This window comes from Nocardioides imazamoxiresistens, from assembly GCF_032378595.1.
GTDB classification, from domain to species: Bacteria; Actinomycetota; Actinomycetes; order Propionibacteriales; family Nocardioidaceae; genus Nocardioides; species Nocardioides imazamoxiresistens.
This window is the reverse complement of sequence record NZ_JAVYII010000004.1, coordinates 64,050-81,532: the sequence shown is the minus strand read 5'-3', so window position 1 is coordinate 81,532 and position 17,483 is coordinate 64,050. Positions and strand designations below refer to the sequence as shown.

Annotated in this window: 16 protein-coding genes; 6 read left to right on the top strand and 10 right to left on the bottom strand. The window is 74.3% G+C overall.

Annotated features, from left to right (window positions below; genetic code table 11):
• The first annotated feature begins 44 nt into the window (after positions 1-44).
• Positions 45-707 carry a hypothetical protein gene (locus RDV89_RS09670; protein ID WP_315732812.1) on the top strand — a complete coding sequence of 221 codons (663 nt, stop codon included), beginning with the start codon at positions 45-47 and terminating at the stop codon, positions 705-707.
• 2 nt (positions 708-709) lie between these two features.
• Here the strand turns inward: RDV89_RS09670 and RDV89_RS09665 are convergent, their stop codons facing one another.
• The gene (locus RDV89_RS09665; RefSeq protein ID WP_315732811.1) at positions 710-2,500 is read right to left on the bottom strand and encodes a redoxin domain-containing protein; all 1,791 of its coding nucleotides are present in this window, start codon (positions 2,498-2,500) and stop codon (positions 710-712) included.
• A gap of 53 nt (positions 2,501-2,553) precedes the next feature.
• Here RDV89_RS09665 and RDV89_RS09660 point away from each other — a divergent pair, with 53 nt between their 5' ends.
• Complete coding sequence (locus RDV89_RS09660; RefSeq protein WP_315732810.1) at positions 2,554-3,405, top strand: maleylpyruvate isomerase family mycothiol-dependent enzyme; 852 nt, start codon at positions 2,554-2,556, stop codon at positions 3,403-3,405.
• Entirely contained in the window at positions 3,402-4,328 is a 927-nt protein-coding gene (locus RDV89_RS09655; RefSeq protein ID WP_315732809.1) for an oxidoreductase, read from the top strand. Before RDV89_RS09660 ends, RDV89_RS09655 begins: the two co-directional genes overlap by 4 nt.
• Positions 4,329-4,337: 9 nt before the next feature.
• Here the strand turns inward: RDV89_RS09655 and RDV89_RS09650 are convergent, their stop codons facing one another.
• The 8 genes from RDV89_RS09650 to RDV89_RS09615 all read right to left on the bottom strand — a co-directional run bounded on the left by RDV89_RS09650 (position 4,338) and on the right by RDV89_RS09615 (position 13,861).
• The gene (locus RDV89_RS09650; RefSeq protein WP_315732808.1) at positions 4,338-5,366 is read right to left on the bottom strand and encodes a hypothetical protein; all 1,029 of its coding nucleotides are present in this window, start codon (positions 5,364-5,366) and stop codon (positions 4,338-4,340) included.
• A 197-nt stretch (positions 5,367-5,563) separates the two neighbouring features.
• The gene (locus RDV89_RS09645; protein WP_315732807.1) at positions 5,564-6,376 is read right to left on the bottom strand and encodes a crotonase/enoyl-CoA hydratase family protein; all 813 of its coding nucleotides are present in this window, start codon (positions 6,374-6,376) and stop codon (positions 5,564-5,566) included.
• A gap of 32 nt (positions 6,377-6,408) precedes the next feature.
• Entirely contained in the window at positions 6,409-7,893 is a 1,485-nt protein-coding gene (locus RDV89_RS09640) for a flavin-containing monooxygenase (RefSeq protein WP_315732806.1), read from the bottom strand.
• A 76-nt stretch (positions 7,894-7,969) separates the two neighbouring features.
• Positions 7,970-9,298, bottom strand: coding sequence for a zinc ribbon domain-containing protein (locus tag RDV89_RS09635; RefSeq protein ID WP_315732804.1), 1,329 nt, complete (start codon positions 9,296-9,298; stop codon positions 7,970-7,972).
• A 140-nt stretch (positions 9,299-9,438) separates the two neighbouring features.
• Complete coding sequence (locus tag RDV89_RS09630; RefSeq protein WP_315732802.1) at positions 9,439-10,257, bottom strand: DUF2510 domain-containing protein; 819 nt, start codon at positions 10,255-10,257, stop codon at positions 9,439-9,441.
• A 63-nt stretch (positions 10,258-10,320) separates the two neighbouring features.
• Entirely contained in the window at positions 10,321-11,298 is a 978-nt protein-coding gene (locus RDV89_RS09625; protein ID WP_315732800.1) for a hypothetical protein, read from the bottom strand.
• A gap of 98 nt (positions 11,299-11,396) precedes the next feature.
• Positions 11,397-12,659 (bottom strand): fatty acid desaturase family protein, encoded by a 1,263-nt coding sequence (locus RDV89_RS09620; protein ID WP_315732798.1) that lies wholly within the window; start codon positions 12,657-12,659, stop codon positions 11,397-11,399.
• A gap of 29 nt (positions 12,660-12,688) precedes the next feature.
• The gene (locus RDV89_RS09615) at positions 12,689-13,861 is read right to left on the bottom strand and encodes a flavin reductase family protein (RefSeq protein WP_315732796.1); all 1,173 of its coding nucleotides are present in this window, start codon (positions 13,859-13,861) and stop codon (positions 12,689-12,691) included.
• Between the two features lie 96 nt (positions 13,862-13,957).
• Here RDV89_RS09615 and RDV89_RS09610 point away from each other — a divergent pair, with 96 nt between their 5' ends.
• The gene (locus RDV89_RS09610; RefSeq protein WP_315732795.1) at positions 13,958-15,121 is read left to right on the top strand and encodes an RsbRD N-terminal domain-containing protein; all 1,164 of its coding nucleotides are present in this window, start codon (positions 13,958-13,960) and stop codon (positions 15,119-15,121) included.
• 19 nt (positions 15,122-15,140) lie between these two features.
• The gene (locus tag RDV89_RS09605) at positions 15,141-16,082 is read left to right on the top strand and encodes an SGNH/GDSL hydrolase family protein (RefSeq protein ID WP_315732794.1); all 942 of its coding nucleotides are present in this window, start codon (positions 15,141-15,143) and stop codon (positions 16,080-16,082) included.
• 89 nt (positions 16,083-16,171) lie between these two features.
• On the opposite strand, the gene RDV89_RS09600 is transcribed toward RDV89_RS09605, so the two are convergent.
• Complete coding sequence (locus tag RDV89_RS09600) at positions 16,172-16,762, bottom strand: TetR/AcrR family transcriptional regulator (RefSeq protein WP_315732793.1); 591 nt, start codon at positions 16,760-16,762, stop codon at positions 16,172-16,174.
• A gap of 67 nt (positions 16,763-16,829) precedes the next feature.
• On the opposite strand from RDV89_RS09600, the gene RDV89_RS09595 reads away from it, so the two are divergent.
• A complete protein-coding gene (locus RDV89_RS09595) occupies positions 16,830-17,471 on the top strand; it encodes an NAD(P)H-dependent oxidoreductase (protein ID WP_315732792.1) in 642 nt (213 codons plus the stop codon).
• The last annotated feature ends 12 nt before the right edge of the window (positions 17,472-17,483 follow it).

Genomic DNA, 17,483 nt, shown 5'->3' with positions numbered 1-17,483 from the left:
GTCACCCCGAGCGGTCGTCGGTCGCAGGTGGCAGTCTGGTCCCCGTGAGCGAGGACGAGCCGGGCCCGGTCCCGACCATGATGAAGCGCCGCTGGTGGGTGACCGTCACGGTCGCGCTCGCCGGGCTGGTCGTGCTCGTGTGGTGGCTGCGCCAGCCCGACGGCGAGCCGCCGACCGACGACCCGGAGCCGACGGAGTCCTCCGAGGCCTCGGGCGCGACGGGTGACGCCCTCGTCCTGCCCGAGACCTTCGAGGCCGGCGGCGCGACCTGGACCCGGGACGCCTCCGAGCAGGCGCAGAACGCGCTCGAGGCCGCGCTCGGCGACGGGTTCGACGGACGCACCGTCGCGGAGGACGGCAGCCCGGCGGGGGCCGTCTACGTCGTCGACGGCTCGACCGACCCGCTGATCGTCTCCCTCGAGGTGGGCGACGAGCTGGCGGCCAGCGCACCGGCGGACACGGCGTACCAGGTCGTCACCGCCAACCTGGGCCAGGACGTCGCGGTCGGCGAGGTCGACGACGCGGCCCTCGCGTGCGGCTTCCTGCCCGTCGTGGTCGGCGAGGGGGAGTCGCAGCAGGCGCAGCAGTGGGTGTGCGCGGCGGCGCGCGGCGACGCGGTGGCCAACCTGCTCTGGCCGCTGACGGTCACCACGGGCGACGACGCGGCCGCCCTCGGCAGCGCGTTCCTCGACGCCGCGACCACCTGAGGCTAGGCGTCGGCGCCGCCGAGCGCGAGGCGCACCTCGCCGGGCCCGTCGGCCACGACCCGCACCGGAACCCCCCAGTCCTGCTGGTGCAGGTGGCAGGCGGCCCCCTCGGGCACCACGCCGTCGACCGAGGCGTCGCACGACGCGGCACGCGCGGCCACGTGCAGCACCCCGTCCCCGACGGCCGGGTCGAGCACGAGCCGGCGCACGAGATCGGTGCCGCGCCCCTCGCCCTCGCGCAGCAGCGCCGGCGGGGTCGCGGAGACGAAGAGCTGCGAGGCCGGTCCGAACCGGTCGTCGACCTTCTGGCCGGGCGGCGGCGCGAACGCCACGACGAGCTCGACCTCGCCCCCGATCTCGGTCACCGGCCGCTGCGTGGTGTGCGCGAAGCCCTCGGTCGCGACCGCGGCGCCGAGCGGCACGCGGGTGAGGCGGTGGCCGGTCGACTCGACGACGACGAGGTGGTCGTCGGCCAGGTACGCCCCGCTGGGCTCGGCGAGATCGGTGGCCAGGGTCGTCAGCTCGCCCTCCGCGCCGACCGCGGGGTCGAAGCGGCGCACGGCGCCGTTGTAGGTGTCGCTGACGGCCACCGACCCGTCCGGCAGCACGGTGACGCCGAGCGGGTGCTGCAGCAGGCCCGCCGCCTCGCCCGAGCCGCCCGGCCCGTCGCGGAACCCGAAGTCGAAGAGGCCGGTGCCGACGAACGTGCGGACCCCGTGCGCGTCCAGGCGGCGCAGCGAGGAGGTCTCCGAGTCGGCGATCCACAGGTGCTCCCCGTCGGAGGAGACCGCGAGGCCGGAGGTCTGCGCGAACCACGCCTCGGCGAGCGGACCGTCCAGCAGGCCCTCGTTGGCGGTGCCGGCGGCCACCTCGACGACGCCGGTGCGGGGGTCGAACGTCCACAGCTGGTGCACGCCGGCCATGGCCACCCAGACCCGCTCGCGCCACCAGGCCACGTCCCACGGCGACGACAGGCTCGTGGTGGGCTCGCCCGGGAGACCCTGGCGGCCGTCGCCCGCGAGCGTACGCACGTCGCCGTCCGCGAGCCGCAGGCCCGCGAGCCGGTGCGCCACGGTGTCGGCGACGACGACGTCGTAGCCGACCTCGGCGGCCACGTCGGCCGGCAGCAGGCACAGGCCGTTGGGCTCGCGGAACCCGCCGAAGCGGCGCAGCACCGGGCCGTCCGACCCCGCCAGCTCGACGACCTCGTCGTGCCCGGCGTCGGCGACCAGCACCCGACCGTCCGGCAGCGGCACCGCCTTCGCCGGGAAGCGGAGGTCCCCGGGCGTCGGGACGGGCGCGACGTAGGGCGAGTCGCCCGGCTGCAGCGTCCCCTTCGCCTCGTGCTCGGCGACCAGCGTGTCGAGCAGCCGGTCGATCGCGTGGGCGTGGCCCTCGCCGGCGTACTGCGCGACCACGTAGCCCTCGGGGTCGACGAGCACGAGCGTCGGCCAGGCGCGAGCGGTGTACGCCTGCCAGGTGCGCAGCTCGGGGTCGTCGAGGACCGGGTGCTCGACGGCGTAGCGCTCGACGGCCGCGGCGAGGGCCTCCGGATCCGCTTCGTGCACGAACTTGGGGCTGTGGACGCCCACGACGGTCAGGTGCGCGGCGTGCTTCGCCTCGACGGGCCGCAGCTCGTCGAGCACGTGCAGGCAGTTGATGCAGCAGAAGGTCCAGAAGTCCAGCAGCACGAACCGGCCGCGCAGGTCGCGCAGCGAGACGCTCTCGCCGCCGGTGTTCAGCCAGCCGCGGCCGGTCAGCTCGGGGGCGCGCACGCGCGGCGTCCTGCTCATGGGGGCAAGTCTGCCGTGGCCCGCGTGGGGACCCCCGCCCTAGGGTGAGGACCATGGCCTCCTCCCCTCCCTCCGACACGGACCCGGCTGCGCGGCTCGCCTCGTACGTCGACGTCTGGTGGGCCGCCGTCCAGGACTTCCTCGAGCTGGCCGACCAGGTCGACCAGCTCGACGGGGCCGGCTGGGACGCGCCCACCGACCTCCCCGGCTGGCTCGCCCGCGACGTGCTCGCGCACCTCGCGCACCTGGAGGCCGTCGCGGTCGGCGTCACCGACGAGCCCGTCGACGTCGGCGACCCGCCGCACGTGCGCAACGAGATGGGCCGCTTCACCGAGCAGGGCGTCGTCGCCCGGCGCGACGCGTCGCCCGCCGACCTCCTCGCCGAGCTGCGCCGCACCACCGAGCAGCGCCGCGACGCCCTGGCCGCGGACCCGCCGACCGACCCCGACGCGCCCGCCCCGACGGCGTTCGGCGCGATCGGGTGGGACACCGAGACCTTCCTCGGCAACCGGCCGCTGGACGTGTGGATGCACGAGCAGGACGTCCGCCGCGCCGTCGGCCTGCCGGGCGGCCTGGACGGCCTGCCCGCGGCGTACTGCGCCCAGAAGCTGCTGCGCTCCGTGCCCTTCGTGGTGGGCAAGCGCGTCGCCCCGCCGGTCGGCACGACGATCGTGCTGGTGGTCGGGGCGCTGCCGCCGGTGGCCGTCCGGGTCGACGACGACGGCCGGGCGCGACCGGTCGCCGCCGAGGAGATCACCTCGCCCACGGCGGCGCTGGGCACCGACCTCGAGACGTTCTGCCGGGCGTCGGGGGGCCGGGGCTCCGTCGACCTCGCCCAGTGGGAGACCGACGGCGACGCCGACCTCGCCCGCCGCGTGGTCGAGGCGCTCGCGGTGACCCCGTGAAGCACGAGCCGCGGATCTGGTCGCTGGCGCAGATGCCGCGCCTCGACGGGCGTACGGCGCTGGTCACCGGCCCCACCAGCGGCATCGGCACCGTGACCGCGCTGGAGCTGGCCCGCGCCGGCGCCCGCGTGGTGCTGGCCGGCCGCAACCCCGACAAGCTGGCGTCGACGGCTGCGGACGTCCGCGGCGAGGTGCCGGACGCGGACCTGTCGTCGCTGGTGCTCGACGTCGCGTCGCTGGCCTCCGTGCGGGAGGCCGCGGCGCAGGCGGCGGACCTGGGGCCGCTGCACCTGCTGGTCAACAACGCCGGGGTGATGGCGACGCCGGCGCGGCGCACCGTCGACGGCCTCGACCTGCAGATGGCGACCAACCACTTCGGCCACTTCCTGCTCACCGGCCTGCTGTGGCCGCAGCTCATCGCCGCCGACGACGCCCGCGTGGTGTCGGTGTCGTCGCTGATGCACGCGATCGCCCGCCGCGCCCCGCTCGACGACCCGCACGTCGCGCCGCGGCGCTACGCCCGCTGGCAGGTCTACGCCCAGAGCAAGCTGGCCAACCTGCTCTTCACCTACGAGCTGCAGCGCCGCGCCGCGGGCACGGGCGTGCGCGCGCTGGCCGCGCACCCCGGCTACGCCGCGACGCACCTGCTCTCGGCCGGCCGCACCAGCCGCCCCGGCCCGATCGCCTCGGTGCTCGACGCCGTCACCTCCGTGACGGCCCAGTCGTCGGCGGACGGCGCCCTGCCCACGCTGATGGCCTCGACGGCGGACCTGCGGGGCGGCACCTACTGCGGCCCCAGCGGCTTCCAGCAGGTACGCGGCCTGCCGCGGCCGGTGGGCAGCTCGAAGCTCGCCCGCGACGCCGACGCACAGCGTCGGCTGTGGGCGCTGAGCGAGGAGACCGTCGGGCTCGCCTGGCCGTGACGCTCGGGCTCAGCCCGCCCCCGCTCCCGACCCACCGCGGTCGGCGTCGCGCTCCAGCATCTCGCGGTAGACGGCCCGCACGCCGATGGCGCGCTCGAGCTCGCCGAGCACCCCGGAGAAGAACTGGCCGCGGAAGGTGTCGTCGGTGACCGCGACGACGGTGAAGTAGAGACCCGAGAAGGCCGCGAGGAACACCGAGACGGCGAGCAGCTCCGCCGTCAGCCCGGGCAGGCCCGGCACCGAGGCGACGGGGCCGCCCGTCCACGCCTCCGCGACCTCCGGCCGCATCGTCAGGACGCCGAAGACGAGGAAGAACAGGAAGATCGTCGCGGCGACGACGAGGACCTGGACGCCCTGCACCACGAGCAGCACGAGCAGCAGGTTCCACCGCTCGAACCGTCCGAGCTCGGTGTGCCGCGCCGGGTCGGCGCCCTCGTCGGCCACGAGCCGGGCCGCGTCCCCCTCGAGCGGGGTGCCCCGGCAGGCCGTCAGCAGGAGGGTGTCGTCGACGTTGTCATCGACGCGACCGACCTCCTCGGGCAGCCGCACGAGCAGGAACACCACCGCCATCGCACCGAACAGCAGGACCGTCAGCCACAGCAGCCCGGTCGGGAGGCTGGCGGCCATCTGCCACACCTCGGCGTTGATGAACAGGAACGTGACGAAGACCAGGAGCAGCGGCAGCGCCCGGGTCACGGTGGGCAGCAGCTGGCGGAAGCTGCCGAGCGTACGCCCGACCGCCCAGGCCACGATCGGCCTCGCGCCGAGCGCGACGACGACGTAGGCCGCCACCGCGAGACCCCCGCCGGTGAGCAGGACGGCGGGCGCCAGCGCCGCGTCCGACCCGGCCCACGCCAGGCCCACGCCGACCAGCAGCGTCGCGACGCCCACGAGCACCAGGCGGGGCACCACCCGCCGCGGGCGCAGCGCCGCCCGGGCCTGCGTGCGGGCGGCGGGCACGAAGAAGGGCAGGCCGTGCGTCGCGAACCACCGCTCGGTGGCGCTCAGACGGGCGTCGTCGGCGACAGGTGCGTGCATCGCACCAGCCTGCCACCCGGCCCGAGGCTCCCGCGCCGGAGAAGAAAACGCGGACCGGTCGGAAGAGAACGCGGACGCGGCGCGGGCGCCAACCGTCCTGCGTCCGCGTTCTCTCGGACGTGGTCCGCGTTTTCTTCCGGAGCCCGACGCGGACGGGGGCTGCTGAGGCGGGCCGGCCGGGGAGCGATCGAGCGGCGTCAGCGCGAGCGCGGTCCGAAGGTGGGCACGACCTTCGCGAACGCGGCCTCGCGGGCGACGCGGGTGTTGCGGATGGCGAGGAGGTAGAGCTGCTCGAGGCGCTCGCGGGCGAAGGTGCGCCGGGCGCTGGAGGTGCGCGCGCCGTCGAAGAGCCGCTTCGCGGCCGCGACCGCGTCGGGCGAGCGGCTGGTCAGGGAGGCGGCGAGGGCCTCGGCGGCGGCGACCGGGTCGGCGTCGAGGTCGGTCACGAGACCCAGGTCGCGGGCCTCCTTGCCGCTGACGATCTCGGCGGTCATCGTCAGCTTCTTCGCGACGTCGAGGCCGACGAGCTCGGAGAGGCTTCGCACACCGCTCATGTCGGGGATGAGGCCCCAGCGGCCCTCGAGCACCGACCACTTCGAGTCGGGCGTCGCGATCCGGAAGTCGGCCGCGAGCGCGATCTGCAGCCCGCCGCCGTAGCAGTGGCCGTGCACGGCCGCGATGACCGGCACGGGCACGCGCCGCCAGGCCCAGCAGGCCTCCTGGAACGTGTTGGTGCCGCGCAGCGGCGAGGGCACGAAGGCCCGCGCGACGTTGCCCGGCTTGCGCAGCACCGTGGCGAAGTCGAGGCCGGCGCAGAACGCGTCGCCCTCCCCCGAGATGATCACCGCCCGCAGCGTCCGGTCGGTGCGCAGCCACCGCGCCGTGCGGATCAGGTCGTCGAGGGTCTCGAGCGTGAGCGCGTTGAGCTTGGAGGGCCGGTCGAGGCGCACGTGCGCGACGCCGTCCTCCACGGTGCAGCTGACGTGGGTGGTGGTGGGCGAGGCGACCATGCCGCGGATACTACTCGCAGGTAACCAGCCTGTCAGGACCAGACGAGGGCGGGATCGGCGTCGAGGTCGGCGCCCCGGATGGCGCGCAGGTCGTAGACGTAGTTCTGCTTCATCCGCCACGGCGTGCGCGAGCCCTGTTTCGGCAGCTGGTCCACCGAGCGCAGGACGTAGCCGGCCTCGAAGTCCATGAACGGCTCCTCGCCGACGCTGGGGTCGCGCTCGACCTCGACCTTGCGCAGCCCGTCGCGCTGCAGCTTGGCGACCACGGCGGAGACGAAGTCCGCGACGAGGTCGGCCTTCAGCGTCCACGAGGCATTGGTGTAGCCGATCGTGTAGGCGAAGTTCGGCACCCCGGTCAGCATCAGGGCGCGGTAGGCCATCGTGTCCGGCAGCTTCACGTCCACGCCGTCGACCTCGAGCGCGATCCCGCCGAACGCCTTGAGGTTCAGCCCGGTGGCCGTGACGACGACGTCGGCCTCGAGCTCCGTGCCGTCGGTGAGCCGCACGCCGCGCTCGGTGAAGGTCTCGATGGTGCCCGTCGCGATCGAGGCGTCGCCGCTGCGCAGCGCCTTGTAGAGGTCGCCGTCGGGCACCACGCAGAACCGCTGGTCCCACGGGTCGTAGGGCGGGTGGAAGTGCGTGTCGACGTCGACCCCGGGCAGCTGGCGGCGCGTCCACGCCTTCACGCCGCGCCGCACGACACCGGGCAGCGCCTGGCTGACGTTGTAGAAGGCCATCTGCTGCAGGACGTTGCGCCAGCGGGTGACCTGGTACGCCGTCATCTCCGGCAGCACGCGGCGCAGGACCCGCGCGAGCGGGTCGACGGCCGGGATGGAGATGACGTACGTCGGGGTGCGCTGCAGCATGGTCACGTGCGCGGCGGTGCCCGCCATCGACGGCACGAGCGTGATGGCCGTGGCACCCGAGCCGATCACGACCACCTGCTTGCTGGCGTACTCGAGGTCCTCGGGCCACTGCTGCGGGTGCACGAGCTCGCCGCGGTAGTGCTCCTCGCCCGGGAAGGTGGGGCGGTAGCCGGACTCGTAGTCGTAGTAGCCGGAGCAGCAGTAGAGGAACCCGGTCGTGAAGGTCGTCGGCTCGCCGTCGGCGAGGACGTCGACGGTCCAGCGGGCCTCCTCGCTGCTCCACGACGCCGCGACGACCTCGTGGGAGTAGCGGATCCGCTCGAGCAGGCCGTGCTCCTCGGCGGTCTCGTGGACGTACTCCCGGATCGCGGCGCCGTCGGCCAGCGACTTCTCCCCCAGCCACGGCTTGAAGCGGTAGCCGAGCGTGAACATGTCCGAGTCGGAGCGCACGCCGGGGTAGCGGAAGAGGTCCCACGTGCCGCCGAGCCGCTCGCGCGACTCGAGGATCAGCACCGAGAGGTCCGGGTGGTCGCGCACGAGACGCGCGGCCGCCCCGATGCCGGACAGGCCGGCCCCGACGACGAGCACGTCGACGTGCTCGGGCGTACGCCCCTGCGCGGGGTCCTGCGGACGTGCCGATGTCTGCGCCATGACGGGGATCATGACGCAGACACCGGCTTGTTGTCACGCGTTCAATAGCGGGTGCACCTCCGCGTCCCCGCCGCGGTCACTCCAGGTGCAGGACGACGTCGCCCGTCTCGGCCGGGTCGTCGTTCCACTCGCTGACGGTCGTGCGGTAGCCGATGCCCGGCTCCACCTCGATCACGCAGACCTCGTCGTCGAACAGGGTGGAGTCGGCGTTGCACAGCTCCTCGCCGCTCTCGTCGGTGATCACCAGCTTGAAGTCGACCTCCTCGTCCACGTTCTCCTGGCGCACGGTGATCGTGCCCTCCTCGGAGGCCGTGAACGTCTTGGTGGCACCGCCGGGCGGCATCGTGAACGCGATCGACGTCGAGCCGTCCGACCACGTGCCGGCGACCGTCTCGACCGCGGCCTCCTCCGGGGTCTGGTCGTTCGCGGAGGCGATCACGAGCGTGTCGCCGTCGAGCTGGCAGAACTCCCGCGTGCAGGTGCCGAAGAAGATGTCGCCGCCCGAGGCGTACAGGCCCTCGAGGTCGTAGACCGCGGCCGAGAACGGCTTGGCCTCGGAGACCTCGATGGGGTCGCCCGGCTCGAGCTCCTGGACGTCGATGACGTCGACGAACAGCTCGACCTCGTCGCGGTCGCCGTAGTAGGTGAACTCGAGGACCTGCGTGCCCGAGCGGTTCGGCTGGAACGCCAGCAGGCCCTCGGTGCTGAGCGCCGCCGTGTTGGTCAGCTCGGCGTTCAGGTCGGACGGGAAGATGTAGAGGTCTCCGGCGTCCTCGGAGCCGAGCAGCACGACCTGCTCGTCGGTCGCGCTGACCTCGATCACGACCTCGTCGTTGCTGTTGACCTCGACGTCGTTCGGGCCGCCGAGCACCAGGCCGCTCGGGTCGGTGCTGAGCGCCGCCGTCGGCTCGGACGAGGACTCGCCACCGCCGCCGCCACCGCCGGCCTCGTCGTCCCCGCCCCTCGTCGCGAGGGTGATCCCGACCGCCAGGCCGGCCACCACGACCACCGCCACGACCGCACCGATGATGACGCCCGTCTTCTTCTTGCCGCCCCCGTTGCCCCCGGCCGGCGCGCCGTACTGGCCCCCGCCGCCGTAGCCGCCGCCGGCACCGCCGCCGAACGGCTGGCCGTACTGGTTGCCCTGGTTGCCCTGCTGCCCGAAGGGCTGGCCCTGCTGGCCGCCCCAGCCCTGGCCACCGCCGTACTGGCCCGGCTGGCCCGGCTGGCCCGGCTGACCGGGCTGGCCGCCGCCCGACGGGTATCCGCCACCGGAGCCCACGGGCGTACCGATCGAGGTGGGCGCGTCGCTGCCCGCGCCGCCGCCGTCGTTCGGCGTGCCGCAGTTGTCGCAGAACGCGGAGTCGGGGGAGACCTGGTGGCCGCAGACGGCGCAGTTGCTCATCGCTGAGCTCCCTTCAGCTGGCCGCGTCTGGCGCCGGGGTCACGCACGGGAGGACGGGCAGCGGCCCGCGGTGTACCCGCCGCGCAGACGTTTCAACCCCGCCACACCGCTGCGGTCTGGATCACCCTGCGCGCCGGCCGTCACTCCTGCTCGACGGTGAGCGTGACCGCCCCGCTGGAGCTGGGCTCGTTGCCCCAGAAGTCGTAGACCTCGACGTCGTACTCGCCCTCGTCGAGCTGGACCTCGCACACCTCGTCGTCGCCCGACAGGCCGGAGTCCTCGTCGCACAGCTCCTCCGAGCCGTCGAGGACCTTCAGCACGATGTCGAGGTCGTCGTAGCCGTTGTCGGCGCTCAGCACGTAGTCGCCGTCGGCGGGGATGGTCAGGGTCGTGGTCTCGGTGGTGCCGTCGGGCAGCTCGATCTCGTCGGCCTCCAGCGCCGGCCCGTCGCCCGAGCCGCCCGAGCCGTCCGAGCTGCCGCCGTCGGTGCCCTCGGAGGAGGAGTCGCCGTCGCCACCCGCCTCGTCGTTCGAGTCGCCCCCGCCGAGCACCACGGCCAGCACGACCACGACGCCGATGACGAGCACGGCCGCGACGCCGATGATCGCGTAGAGCATGCCCTTGCCGCCGCCCTGCGGACGCCCCTGCTCGGGGCCGCCGAACCCGCCGCCGTAGCCGCCCGGCTGACCGAACCCGGGCTGCTGGCCGTAGCCGCCCTGCTGCCCGTAGCCGCCGGCGTCCTGGCCGTACCCGCCCTGCTGGCCGAAGGGCTGCTGTGCGTACCCCTGCTGGTCACCGAACCCCGGCTGCTTGCCGAACGCCGGCGCGACCTCGGTCGCGTCGCCGCCGCCCGCCTGGCCGTGGAGCACCTCGTCGGTCCACTGGTTGCCGTCCCACCAGCGCATCGTGCCGGTGCCGTCGTCGTACCAACCGGGCTCGGTCTGGCCGTTGTCCGTCATGTCACCACTCCGCTCGTGTGCAGGGCCGGGAGCGCGCGGCCCTGCGACCGCGCGACCGATCGGTCAGGAAGGGTACGCCGCGACCGCGACGTAGCCGTCGGACGACGAGGTCTCTCCCCAGTACTCGGCAACGTTCACCGTGTACGTGCCGGGCTCGACGTCGAAGGAGCAGGACTCGCCGGCCCCGCGCAGGCCGGCGTCCTCCTCGCAGACCGCCGTGCCGTCGGGCCCGACGACCTGCAGCACGATGTCGAGGTCGCTGTAGTAGTTGTACGCGTCGACCGTGATCGCGCCCGTGCCGTCGACGACCAGGCTGGTCGAGGCCTCGGGCTGCGCCTCGAGCGTGAGGTAGCGACCGCCGGAGACGTTCACGGTGACGTCGCTCGCCGCCGCGGAGGTCTCGGGGGCCCCGGTCGTGTCCGTCGTGGCGGACTCGGTGGGCTCGGCGTCCGAGGTCTCCTCGTCGTCGCCGGAGGTCTCCGCGTCGGTGGGCCCGTCGGAGGCGTCCTCGGTCGCCGACGTGCGGTCGTCGCCGCCGTCGCCGTCCGCCTCGTCGGCGTCGTCGCCGCCCGTGAGCACGACGACGAGCACGACCGCGACGATCGCCGCAAGCACGGCAGCGGCCGCGCCGGCCGCCACGAGGACCTTCTTGTTCCCACCACCGCCGTCCGCACCGTCGCTCCGGCCGCCCTCCGGGGCGCCGTAGGGCCGTCCGCCGGGCTGCGGCGGGAGACCACCGGGGCCTCGGGGCGGGAGGCCACCGGGCCCTTGCGGGGGCAGGCCGCCCCCGGTCTGCGGGGAGGGGGGCGCGTCGTACGCCGGGGGCGGCGGCGGGCCGCCCGCGTCGGCCGGGAGCGCCCGCGTCACACGGGTGGCCCCGTCGTCCTCGGCGCCGCCCTGGTCGCCCGGACCCTGGTTGCCCGGACCCTGGTTGCCGGGGTCCGTGCTGCCGGGGGGCGTGGCCGGGAGGGCCCGGGTCACCCGGGTCGCCTCGTCGTCACCGCCCTGGGGCGGACCTCCACCCTGCCGGTCGTCGCTCATCTGTCGCTCCTCGTGTCGCCGCGTGCCGGGGGCCAGTGTGGCCCACCGGCACGCCGGCTACACCCGTCGGAGCGTGTGAAACTCGCCGGAGCCGCGGTTCAGGCCGCGGCGGCCTCCGCCTCGGCCTTGCGGGCCGCGCGCTGGCGGCGGGCCTGCTGCTCGAGACGCAGCTGGGCCACGCGGCGCACCTTGCGGTCGCCGGTCGTCATCGCCCACAGCATCTTGAGCTGGCTCGGCAGGTTCTGGCGGTTCGTCGTCTCGAGCCAGCCGTTGGGCAGCGACAGCCGCACCACGCGGTGCCAGGCCGAGTACACCTGGGCCGGGAGCGACGCGGAGTGGTAGTTGAGGTCGTACTTCTCGAACAGCGCCTGCACCTTCGGCGCGACCTCCGCGTAGCGGTTGCTCGGCAGGTCGGGGAAGAGGTGGTGCTCGATCTGGTGCGACAGGTTGCCGGTCATGATGTGCATGGCCTTCGAGCCCGAGATGTTCGCGGAGCCGAGCATCTGGCGCAGGTACCACTCGCCGCGCGTCTCCTTCTCGGGGATCGCGTTCTTCTCGTAGGTCTCGACGCCCTCGGGGAAGTGGCCGCACATGATCACGGAGTGGCTCCACACGTTGCGGACCACGTTGGCGGTGAAGTTGGCGGCCAGGGTCGGCAGGAACGAGCCGGTCGGCAGCGACAGCAGCGGGTGGACGACGTAGTCCTTCGTCATCTGGCCGCGGATCTTCTTCAGCGTCGCCCGCGCCGCCTTCTTGAACGACTCGGGACGACGGTCCTTCGGCGTCTTCAGGTTCTTGCCGAGCTCGAGGTCGTAGGCCGCGATGCCGTACTCGAAGAAGCAGGCGTTGATGAAGTTCCACAGCGGCTGCGCGAGGTACATCGGCACCCAGCGCTGGTCCTCGTCCACGCGCATGATGCCGTAGCCGAGGTCGTTGTCCTTGCCGACGATGTTCGTGTACGTGTGGTGGACCTCGTTGTGGCTGTGCTTCCAGCCGTCCGCCGTCGAGGCGTTGTCCCACTCCCACGTGGTCGAGTGGATCTTCGGGTCACGCATCCAGTCCCACTGGCCGTGCATGACGTTGTGGCCGATCTCCATGTTCTCGAGGATCTTGGCGATCGAGAGACCCACGGTGCCCGCGACGAAGGCGGGCGGGAAGGCGCTGGCCAGCAGCACGGCGCGCGAGCCCAGCTCGAGCTTGCGCTGGGTGTCGATGACCTTGCGGATGTACGCCGAGTCGCGCTCGCCGCGGGTGTCCAGCACCTCTTGGCGGATCGCGTCGAGCTCGTGGCCGAGCGCCTCGACGTCCTCGGGGGTGAGGTGGGCGGTCGGGTTGACGTCCTTCTTGGTGACGACGGTCATGAGGGGCTCCTGTCGGTGCGAGGGACGGGTCAGATGTCGAGGTGGCAGGGGCCGGCTGCCGCGGTGATGCAGGTCTGGATGCGGACGCCCTCGGGGCCGGTCTCGCCGGGCACCGCGGTCGTCACCTCGCCGTTGCGGAGGTCGCGCACGGCGCCCTCCTTGAGCGGGATCACGCAGCCGAAGCAGACGCCCATGCGGCAGCCGCTGGGCATGAGGACGCCGGCGGCCTCGCCGACGTCGAGGAGCGGGGAGGAGCCGTCGGCCTCGACGGTGGCGCCGTTGCGGAAGCTGACGGTGCCGCCCTCCCCGACCACGAGGGTGGAGGGGCGGAACTGCTCGGTGAACAGCGGCAGGCCGCGGGCCTCGTGGTGCGCGGTGAGCACGTCGAGCAGGCCGCCGGGGCCGCAGGCGTACGTCGTGCGCCCGGCCAGGTCGGGCACGAGGGACTCGAGGTCGTCGACGTCGAGGAAGCCGTGGGCGTCGTCGTAGCGGGCGACCAGCCGGATCGCGCCGGCGGCGTCGAGCGCCTCGAGGTCGCGCAGGAAGATCGAGTCGGGCCGGCTGGGGGCGACGTGCACGACGGTGATGTCGAGGTGGGCGCTGCGGCGCGGCCGCACGACGCCGGAGTCGGTGACGGGGAAGAGGTTGCGCAGCATCCCGACGACCGGGGTCACGCCCGAGCCGGCGGTGACGAAGAGCAGGCGGGCGACGTCGGGGCCGTCGGTCACCTCGGGCGCCAGGACGAACTCGCCCGTCGCCTGCTCGAGGTGCAGCAGCGTGCCCACGCGCACGCGGTGCACGAGGTGGTTGCTGACGACGCCCTCGGGCACGGCCTTGACGGTGATCGAGATGCAGCCGTCGCGGCGCGGGCCGTGGGTCAGCGAGTACGCCCGCCACTGCCGCACGCCGTCGACGTCGACGCCGACCCGCACGTACTGCCCCGGGACGTGGCCCGCCCAGTCGGAACCGGGACGGATCACGATCGTGGCGGCGTCGGCCGTCTCGGACTCCACGGACACCACGCGACCACGCAGCTCGGCGCCCGCGCGCAGCGGGTGGAACAGGTCGAGGTAGTCGGCCGGCACCAGCGGGGTGACGGCCGCGTTGGCGACCTTCTCGAGACGGGTGCGCAGGGAGGCCCACGCGGCCCGGCGACCGGTGAGCCCGGTCTGGGCCTGCAGCAGCGGCGTCAGTGACGTCATGTGACCATCCTGATGCCGCGGAGGCGTAAACTCGTCACGCTCGGCGGGTGAAAACCCGCCACGAACTTGTCCCCGGCGAACAAAGAGGCGATGGCCATGGCGGGCCTGTCCGACGACCTGGCGCTCTCCGATCCGGCTGTCGCCGCCCTGCGGGGCGCGCTGCCGGAGGTCGCCGAGCGCACCGTGCGCGCCATCATCGCCGACGTCCCCAGCTATGCCGGCGCCCTGACCGGGCCCATGGGCTCGACCATCCAGCAGGCCGTCCAGCTGGCCCTGGGCGGCTTCGTCTCCCTCGTCTCCCGGGGCGGGGGCACCGAGGCGCGCACGCCGACCGCGGGCGCCGTGCGCGGGGCGTACGACCTCGGGCGCGGCGAGGCGCGCTCCGGGCGGTCGATGGAGGCGCTGCTCGCGGCGTACCGCATCGGCGCCCGCGTCTCGTGGCGCGAGCTGTCCCGCACGGCGGTGGAGCACGGTGTCGACGCGGCGACGCTCGCCGAGTTCGCCGAGCTGGTCTTCGCCTTCATCGACGAGCTGTCCGCCTCGAGCGCCGCCGGACACTCCGACGAGCTGGCCGCCAGCGGTCGCGTGCGGCGCCGCCACCTGGAGCGGATCGCGCACCTGCTGCTGGAGGGCGCGCCCGCCGACGCCGTCCACGCCGCGGTCGAGGCGGTCGAGTGGACCCCGCCGACCACGCTCGCCGCGGTCGTCGTGCCCAGCGAGCAGACCCGCGCCGTGCTGGCCGTGGTCGACCCGGCCTCGCTCGCGCCGGCCGACGAGCTGCCCATGCTCCGCGACGGCGAGCGCACGCTGCTGCTCGTGCCAGACGCCAGCGCCGCCGCGCTGCGCGAGGCGCTGGCCCGCCGCGACGCCGCGATCGGACCGGCCGTGCCCTGGCTCGAGGCCCGCTCGTCGGTCGACCGGGTGGCCCGCGCCCTCGACCTGCACCCCGAGCTCGACGGCGTCCTCGACACCGACGACCTGCTGGCCGAGCTGGTGGTGCACGCCGACCCCGCGGCGCTCGCGGCCCTGCGCGAGCGGGCCCTGGCCCCGCTGGACGGTCAGCGCGCCGACACCCGGGCGCGGCTGGAGGAGACGCTGCGCGCCTGGCTGCTGCACCAGGGCCGTCGTGAGGACGTCGCGGCCGCGCTGTTCGTGCACCCGCAGACCGTGCGCTACCGGATGGGGCGGGTGCGCGAGCTGTGGGGCGACGCCCTCGCCGACCCCGACGTGGTGCGCGACCTCGTGGTGGCGCTGGCGTGACGTGCGGATACTGGTCGCCATGACGTCCCCCACCCCCGTCGCCCTGCGGCGCACCGCCCTCGCCGGCGCCCTGCTCCTCGCGCTCTCCGCCTGCAGCGGCGGGTCCGACGACGTCTCCGAGCCCGACCTGTCCCCCGAGGTCAGCACCTCGACGTCGGACGGCGCCGACGGCGGCAGCGGGGCGGAGGGCCCCGAGGTCCGCACCGACGACTCCGACGACTTCGCCGACCAGCGCTACGTCGCGATGGGCGACTCCTACACGTCCGCGCCCGGCGTCGCCCCGGTGGACAACGCCTCGGGGCTGTGCGCGCGCTCCACGATCAACTACCCGAGCCTGGTGCAGGGGGCGTACGGCGGCTCCGAGCTCGCCGACGTCTCGTGCTCCGGCGCCACGACCGCGGACCTGCTGGCCCCGCAGACCCTGGGCGACGGCACGACCGTGCCCGCGCAGATCGACGCGGTCACCCCCGACACGGACGTCGTCACGATGAGCACCGGCGGCAACGACTTCGGCGCGTTCGCGCTCCTCGCGGGCAGCTGCTCCGCGGGCTCCTGCCCCGACCTGACCCTGGAGTCGGCGCAGGAGGGGCTGGCCGGCATCGAGACCGACCTCGCCGCGGCGATCCGCGCCGTGCAGGAGCGCGCGCCCGAGGCCCGGGTCCTCGTCGTCGGCTACCCCCAGGTGGCCCCGGCGACCGAGGGCTGCGACGCGCTGCCCGTCACCCCCGAGGAGGTCGGGCTCGTGCGGCTGCTGAACTCCGAGCTGGCCAACGCCCAGCGCCGCGCCGCCGAGGCCGCGGGGGTCGAGTTCGTCGACCTGTTCGCGGCCACCGAGGGTCACGCCCTGTGCTCCGAGGAGCCCTGGATCAACGACGACTCGCCCGCCGCCGCGCCGTACCACCCGCTGCCGCCCGAGCAGCGCGCCGCGGCCGCCGCGCTCGTGGAGCTGCTGGACGCCTGAGGCGTACGCGCGTCCCTCACCCCGGGTCGCGGTACCTCCGGTAGTTCTCGACTATCGGAGGTACCGCGACCCGTCGGCGAGCCGGGCGCTCAGGAGCGCGGGAAGAGGCTCTCCAGGGCCGGACGCACCGCCGCTCGCGGGAGGTGTCCGGCCGTGACGAGCGCGGCGAGCCCGTGCACGCTCCCCCACGCGCCGGCCTCGCGGGCCGCGAGCTCCGCGGCGCGCCCGGTCGTGCCGTCCGGTCGAGGGTCGGTCGCGGCGATCGCCGCGCTCAGCAGCTCCTCGTTCGCCGCGATCAACGGCGCCATCGTCTCGGAAGGGGCCCCGGGCGCGCAGATCTCCGGGTCGTAGATGACGCCGAACGCGCCCGGGTGCGCCACCGCCCACTCCACGTACGCGACCCCCAGCGCGACGAGGGCGTCGCGCGGGTCGGCCTCGGCCTCGTACGCCGCGCGCTGCGCCGCCACGAGCTGGCGCATGGCCTCCGCCCCCGCCGCGGCGAGCAGCCCCGACCGGTCACCGAAGTGGTGGTACGGCGCGTTGTGGCTCACCCCGGCCCGCCGCGCGACCTCGCGCAGGCTCAGGGCCGCTGCGCTCTGCGTCTCGAGCAGGTCGAGCGCCGCAGCGAGGAGCACGGGGCGGAGGTTCCCGTGGTGGTACGTCGACGTGGATCTTGACACCCGCAAGACTGTAGCTAATCTGGTCACTGTCCTCATTCTTGACAGTGACCAGATCTAGGAGCCCGGCATGTCCGCTCTCGTCGTCGACGGCCACCCCGATCCCGACTCCCTGACCGCCGCTCTGGCCCGCGCCTACGCCGCGGCGCACCCCGACGCCACGCTGCTCGCGGTCCGCGACCTCGACGTCGACCTCGTCCTCCACCGGGGGCTGCGCGCCGACCAGCCCCTGGAGCCCGACCTGCTGCACGCGGCCGGGCTCCTGCGCGAGGCCGACCACGTCGTCCTCGCCACGCCGGTGTGGTGGGAGTCGACGCCCGCGCTTCTCAAGGGTTTCCTCGACCGCCTGCTGCAGGCGGGGTGGGCGTACACGTACCGCGGCCACCGGCCCGTGGGGCTGCTCGCCGGCCGCAGCGCCCGTGTGCTCGTGACGGCGGACTCGCCGGGGTGGTACCTGCGGCTGCGGGGCAGCGCGACCGTGCGCCAGCTGCGGGGCGGGACCCTGCGCTTCGTCGGGATGAAGCCGGTGGACGTCACCCGCTTCACCAGCGTGCGCACGAGCGACGCGGCCCGCCGCGCCGCCTGGCTCGAGGCGGTCTCCGACCTCGCCCGCGCCGACGCCGCCCGGGTCGGGCGGGCCGTGGGCTCCGGGCGTACGCGTCGCGACCCCGGCGAACTCACGCCCCGCCGGCGCGAGCCCGCGGCGGGCTGAGGCGCGATCGGC

Excerpts from the sequence above, each read along its gene's own strand:
- RDV89_RS09665 (WP_315732811.1), bottom strand. The coding sequence starts at position 2,500 with ATGAGCAGGACGCCGCGCGTGCGCGCCCCCGAGCTGACCGGCCGCGGC.
- RDV89_RS09660 (WP_315732810.1), top strand. The coding sequence starts at position 2,554 with ATGGCCTCCTCCCCTCCCTCCGACACGGACCCGGCTGCGCGGCTCGCC.
- RDV89_RS09650 (WP_315732808.1), bottom strand. The coding sequence starts at position 5,366 with ATGCACGCACCTGTCGCCGACGACGCCCGTCTGAGCGCCACCGAGCGG.
- RDV89_RS09645 (WP_315732807.1), bottom strand. The coding sequence starts at position 6,376 with ATGGTCGCCTCGCCCACCACCACCCACGTCAGCTGCACCGTGGAGGAC.
- RDV89_RS09640 (WP_315732806.1), bottom strand. The coding sequence starts at position 7,893 with ATGGCGCAGACATCGGCACGTCCGCAGGACCCCGCGCAGGGGCGTACG.
- RDV89_RS09635 (WP_315732804.1), bottom strand. The coding sequence starts at position 9,298 with ATGAGCAACTGCGCCGTCTGCGGCCACCAGGTCTCCCCCGACTCCGCG.
- RDV89_RS09630 (WP_315732802.1), bottom strand. The coding sequence starts at position 10,257 with ATGACGGACAACGGCCAGACCGAGCCCGGTTGGTACGACGACGGCACC.
- RDV89_RS09625 (WP_315732800.1), bottom strand. The coding sequence starts at position 11,298 with ATGAGCGACGACCGGCAGGGTGGAGGTCCGCCCCAGGGCGGTGACGAC.
- RDV89_RS09620 (WP_315732798.1), bottom strand. The coding sequence starts at position 12,659 with ATGACCGTCGTCACCAAGAAGGACGTCAACCCGACCGCCCACCTCACC.
- RDV89_RS09615 (WP_315732796.1), bottom strand. The coding sequence starts at position 13,861 with ATGACGTCACTGACGCCGCTGCTGCAGGCCCAGACCGGGCTCACCGGT.
- RDV89_RS09610 (WP_315732795.1), top strand. The coding sequence starts at position 13,958 with ATGGCGGGCCTGTCCGACGACCTGGCGCTCTCCGATCCGGCTGTCGCC.
- RDV89_RS09605 (WP_315732794.1), top strand. The coding sequence starts at position 15,141 with ATGACGTCCCCCACCCCCGTCGCCCTGCGGCGCACCGCCCTCGCCGGC.
- RDV89_RS09595 (WP_315732792.1), top strand. The coding sequence starts at position 16,830 with ATGTCCGCTCTCGTCGTCGACGGCCACCCCGATCCCGACTCCCTGACC.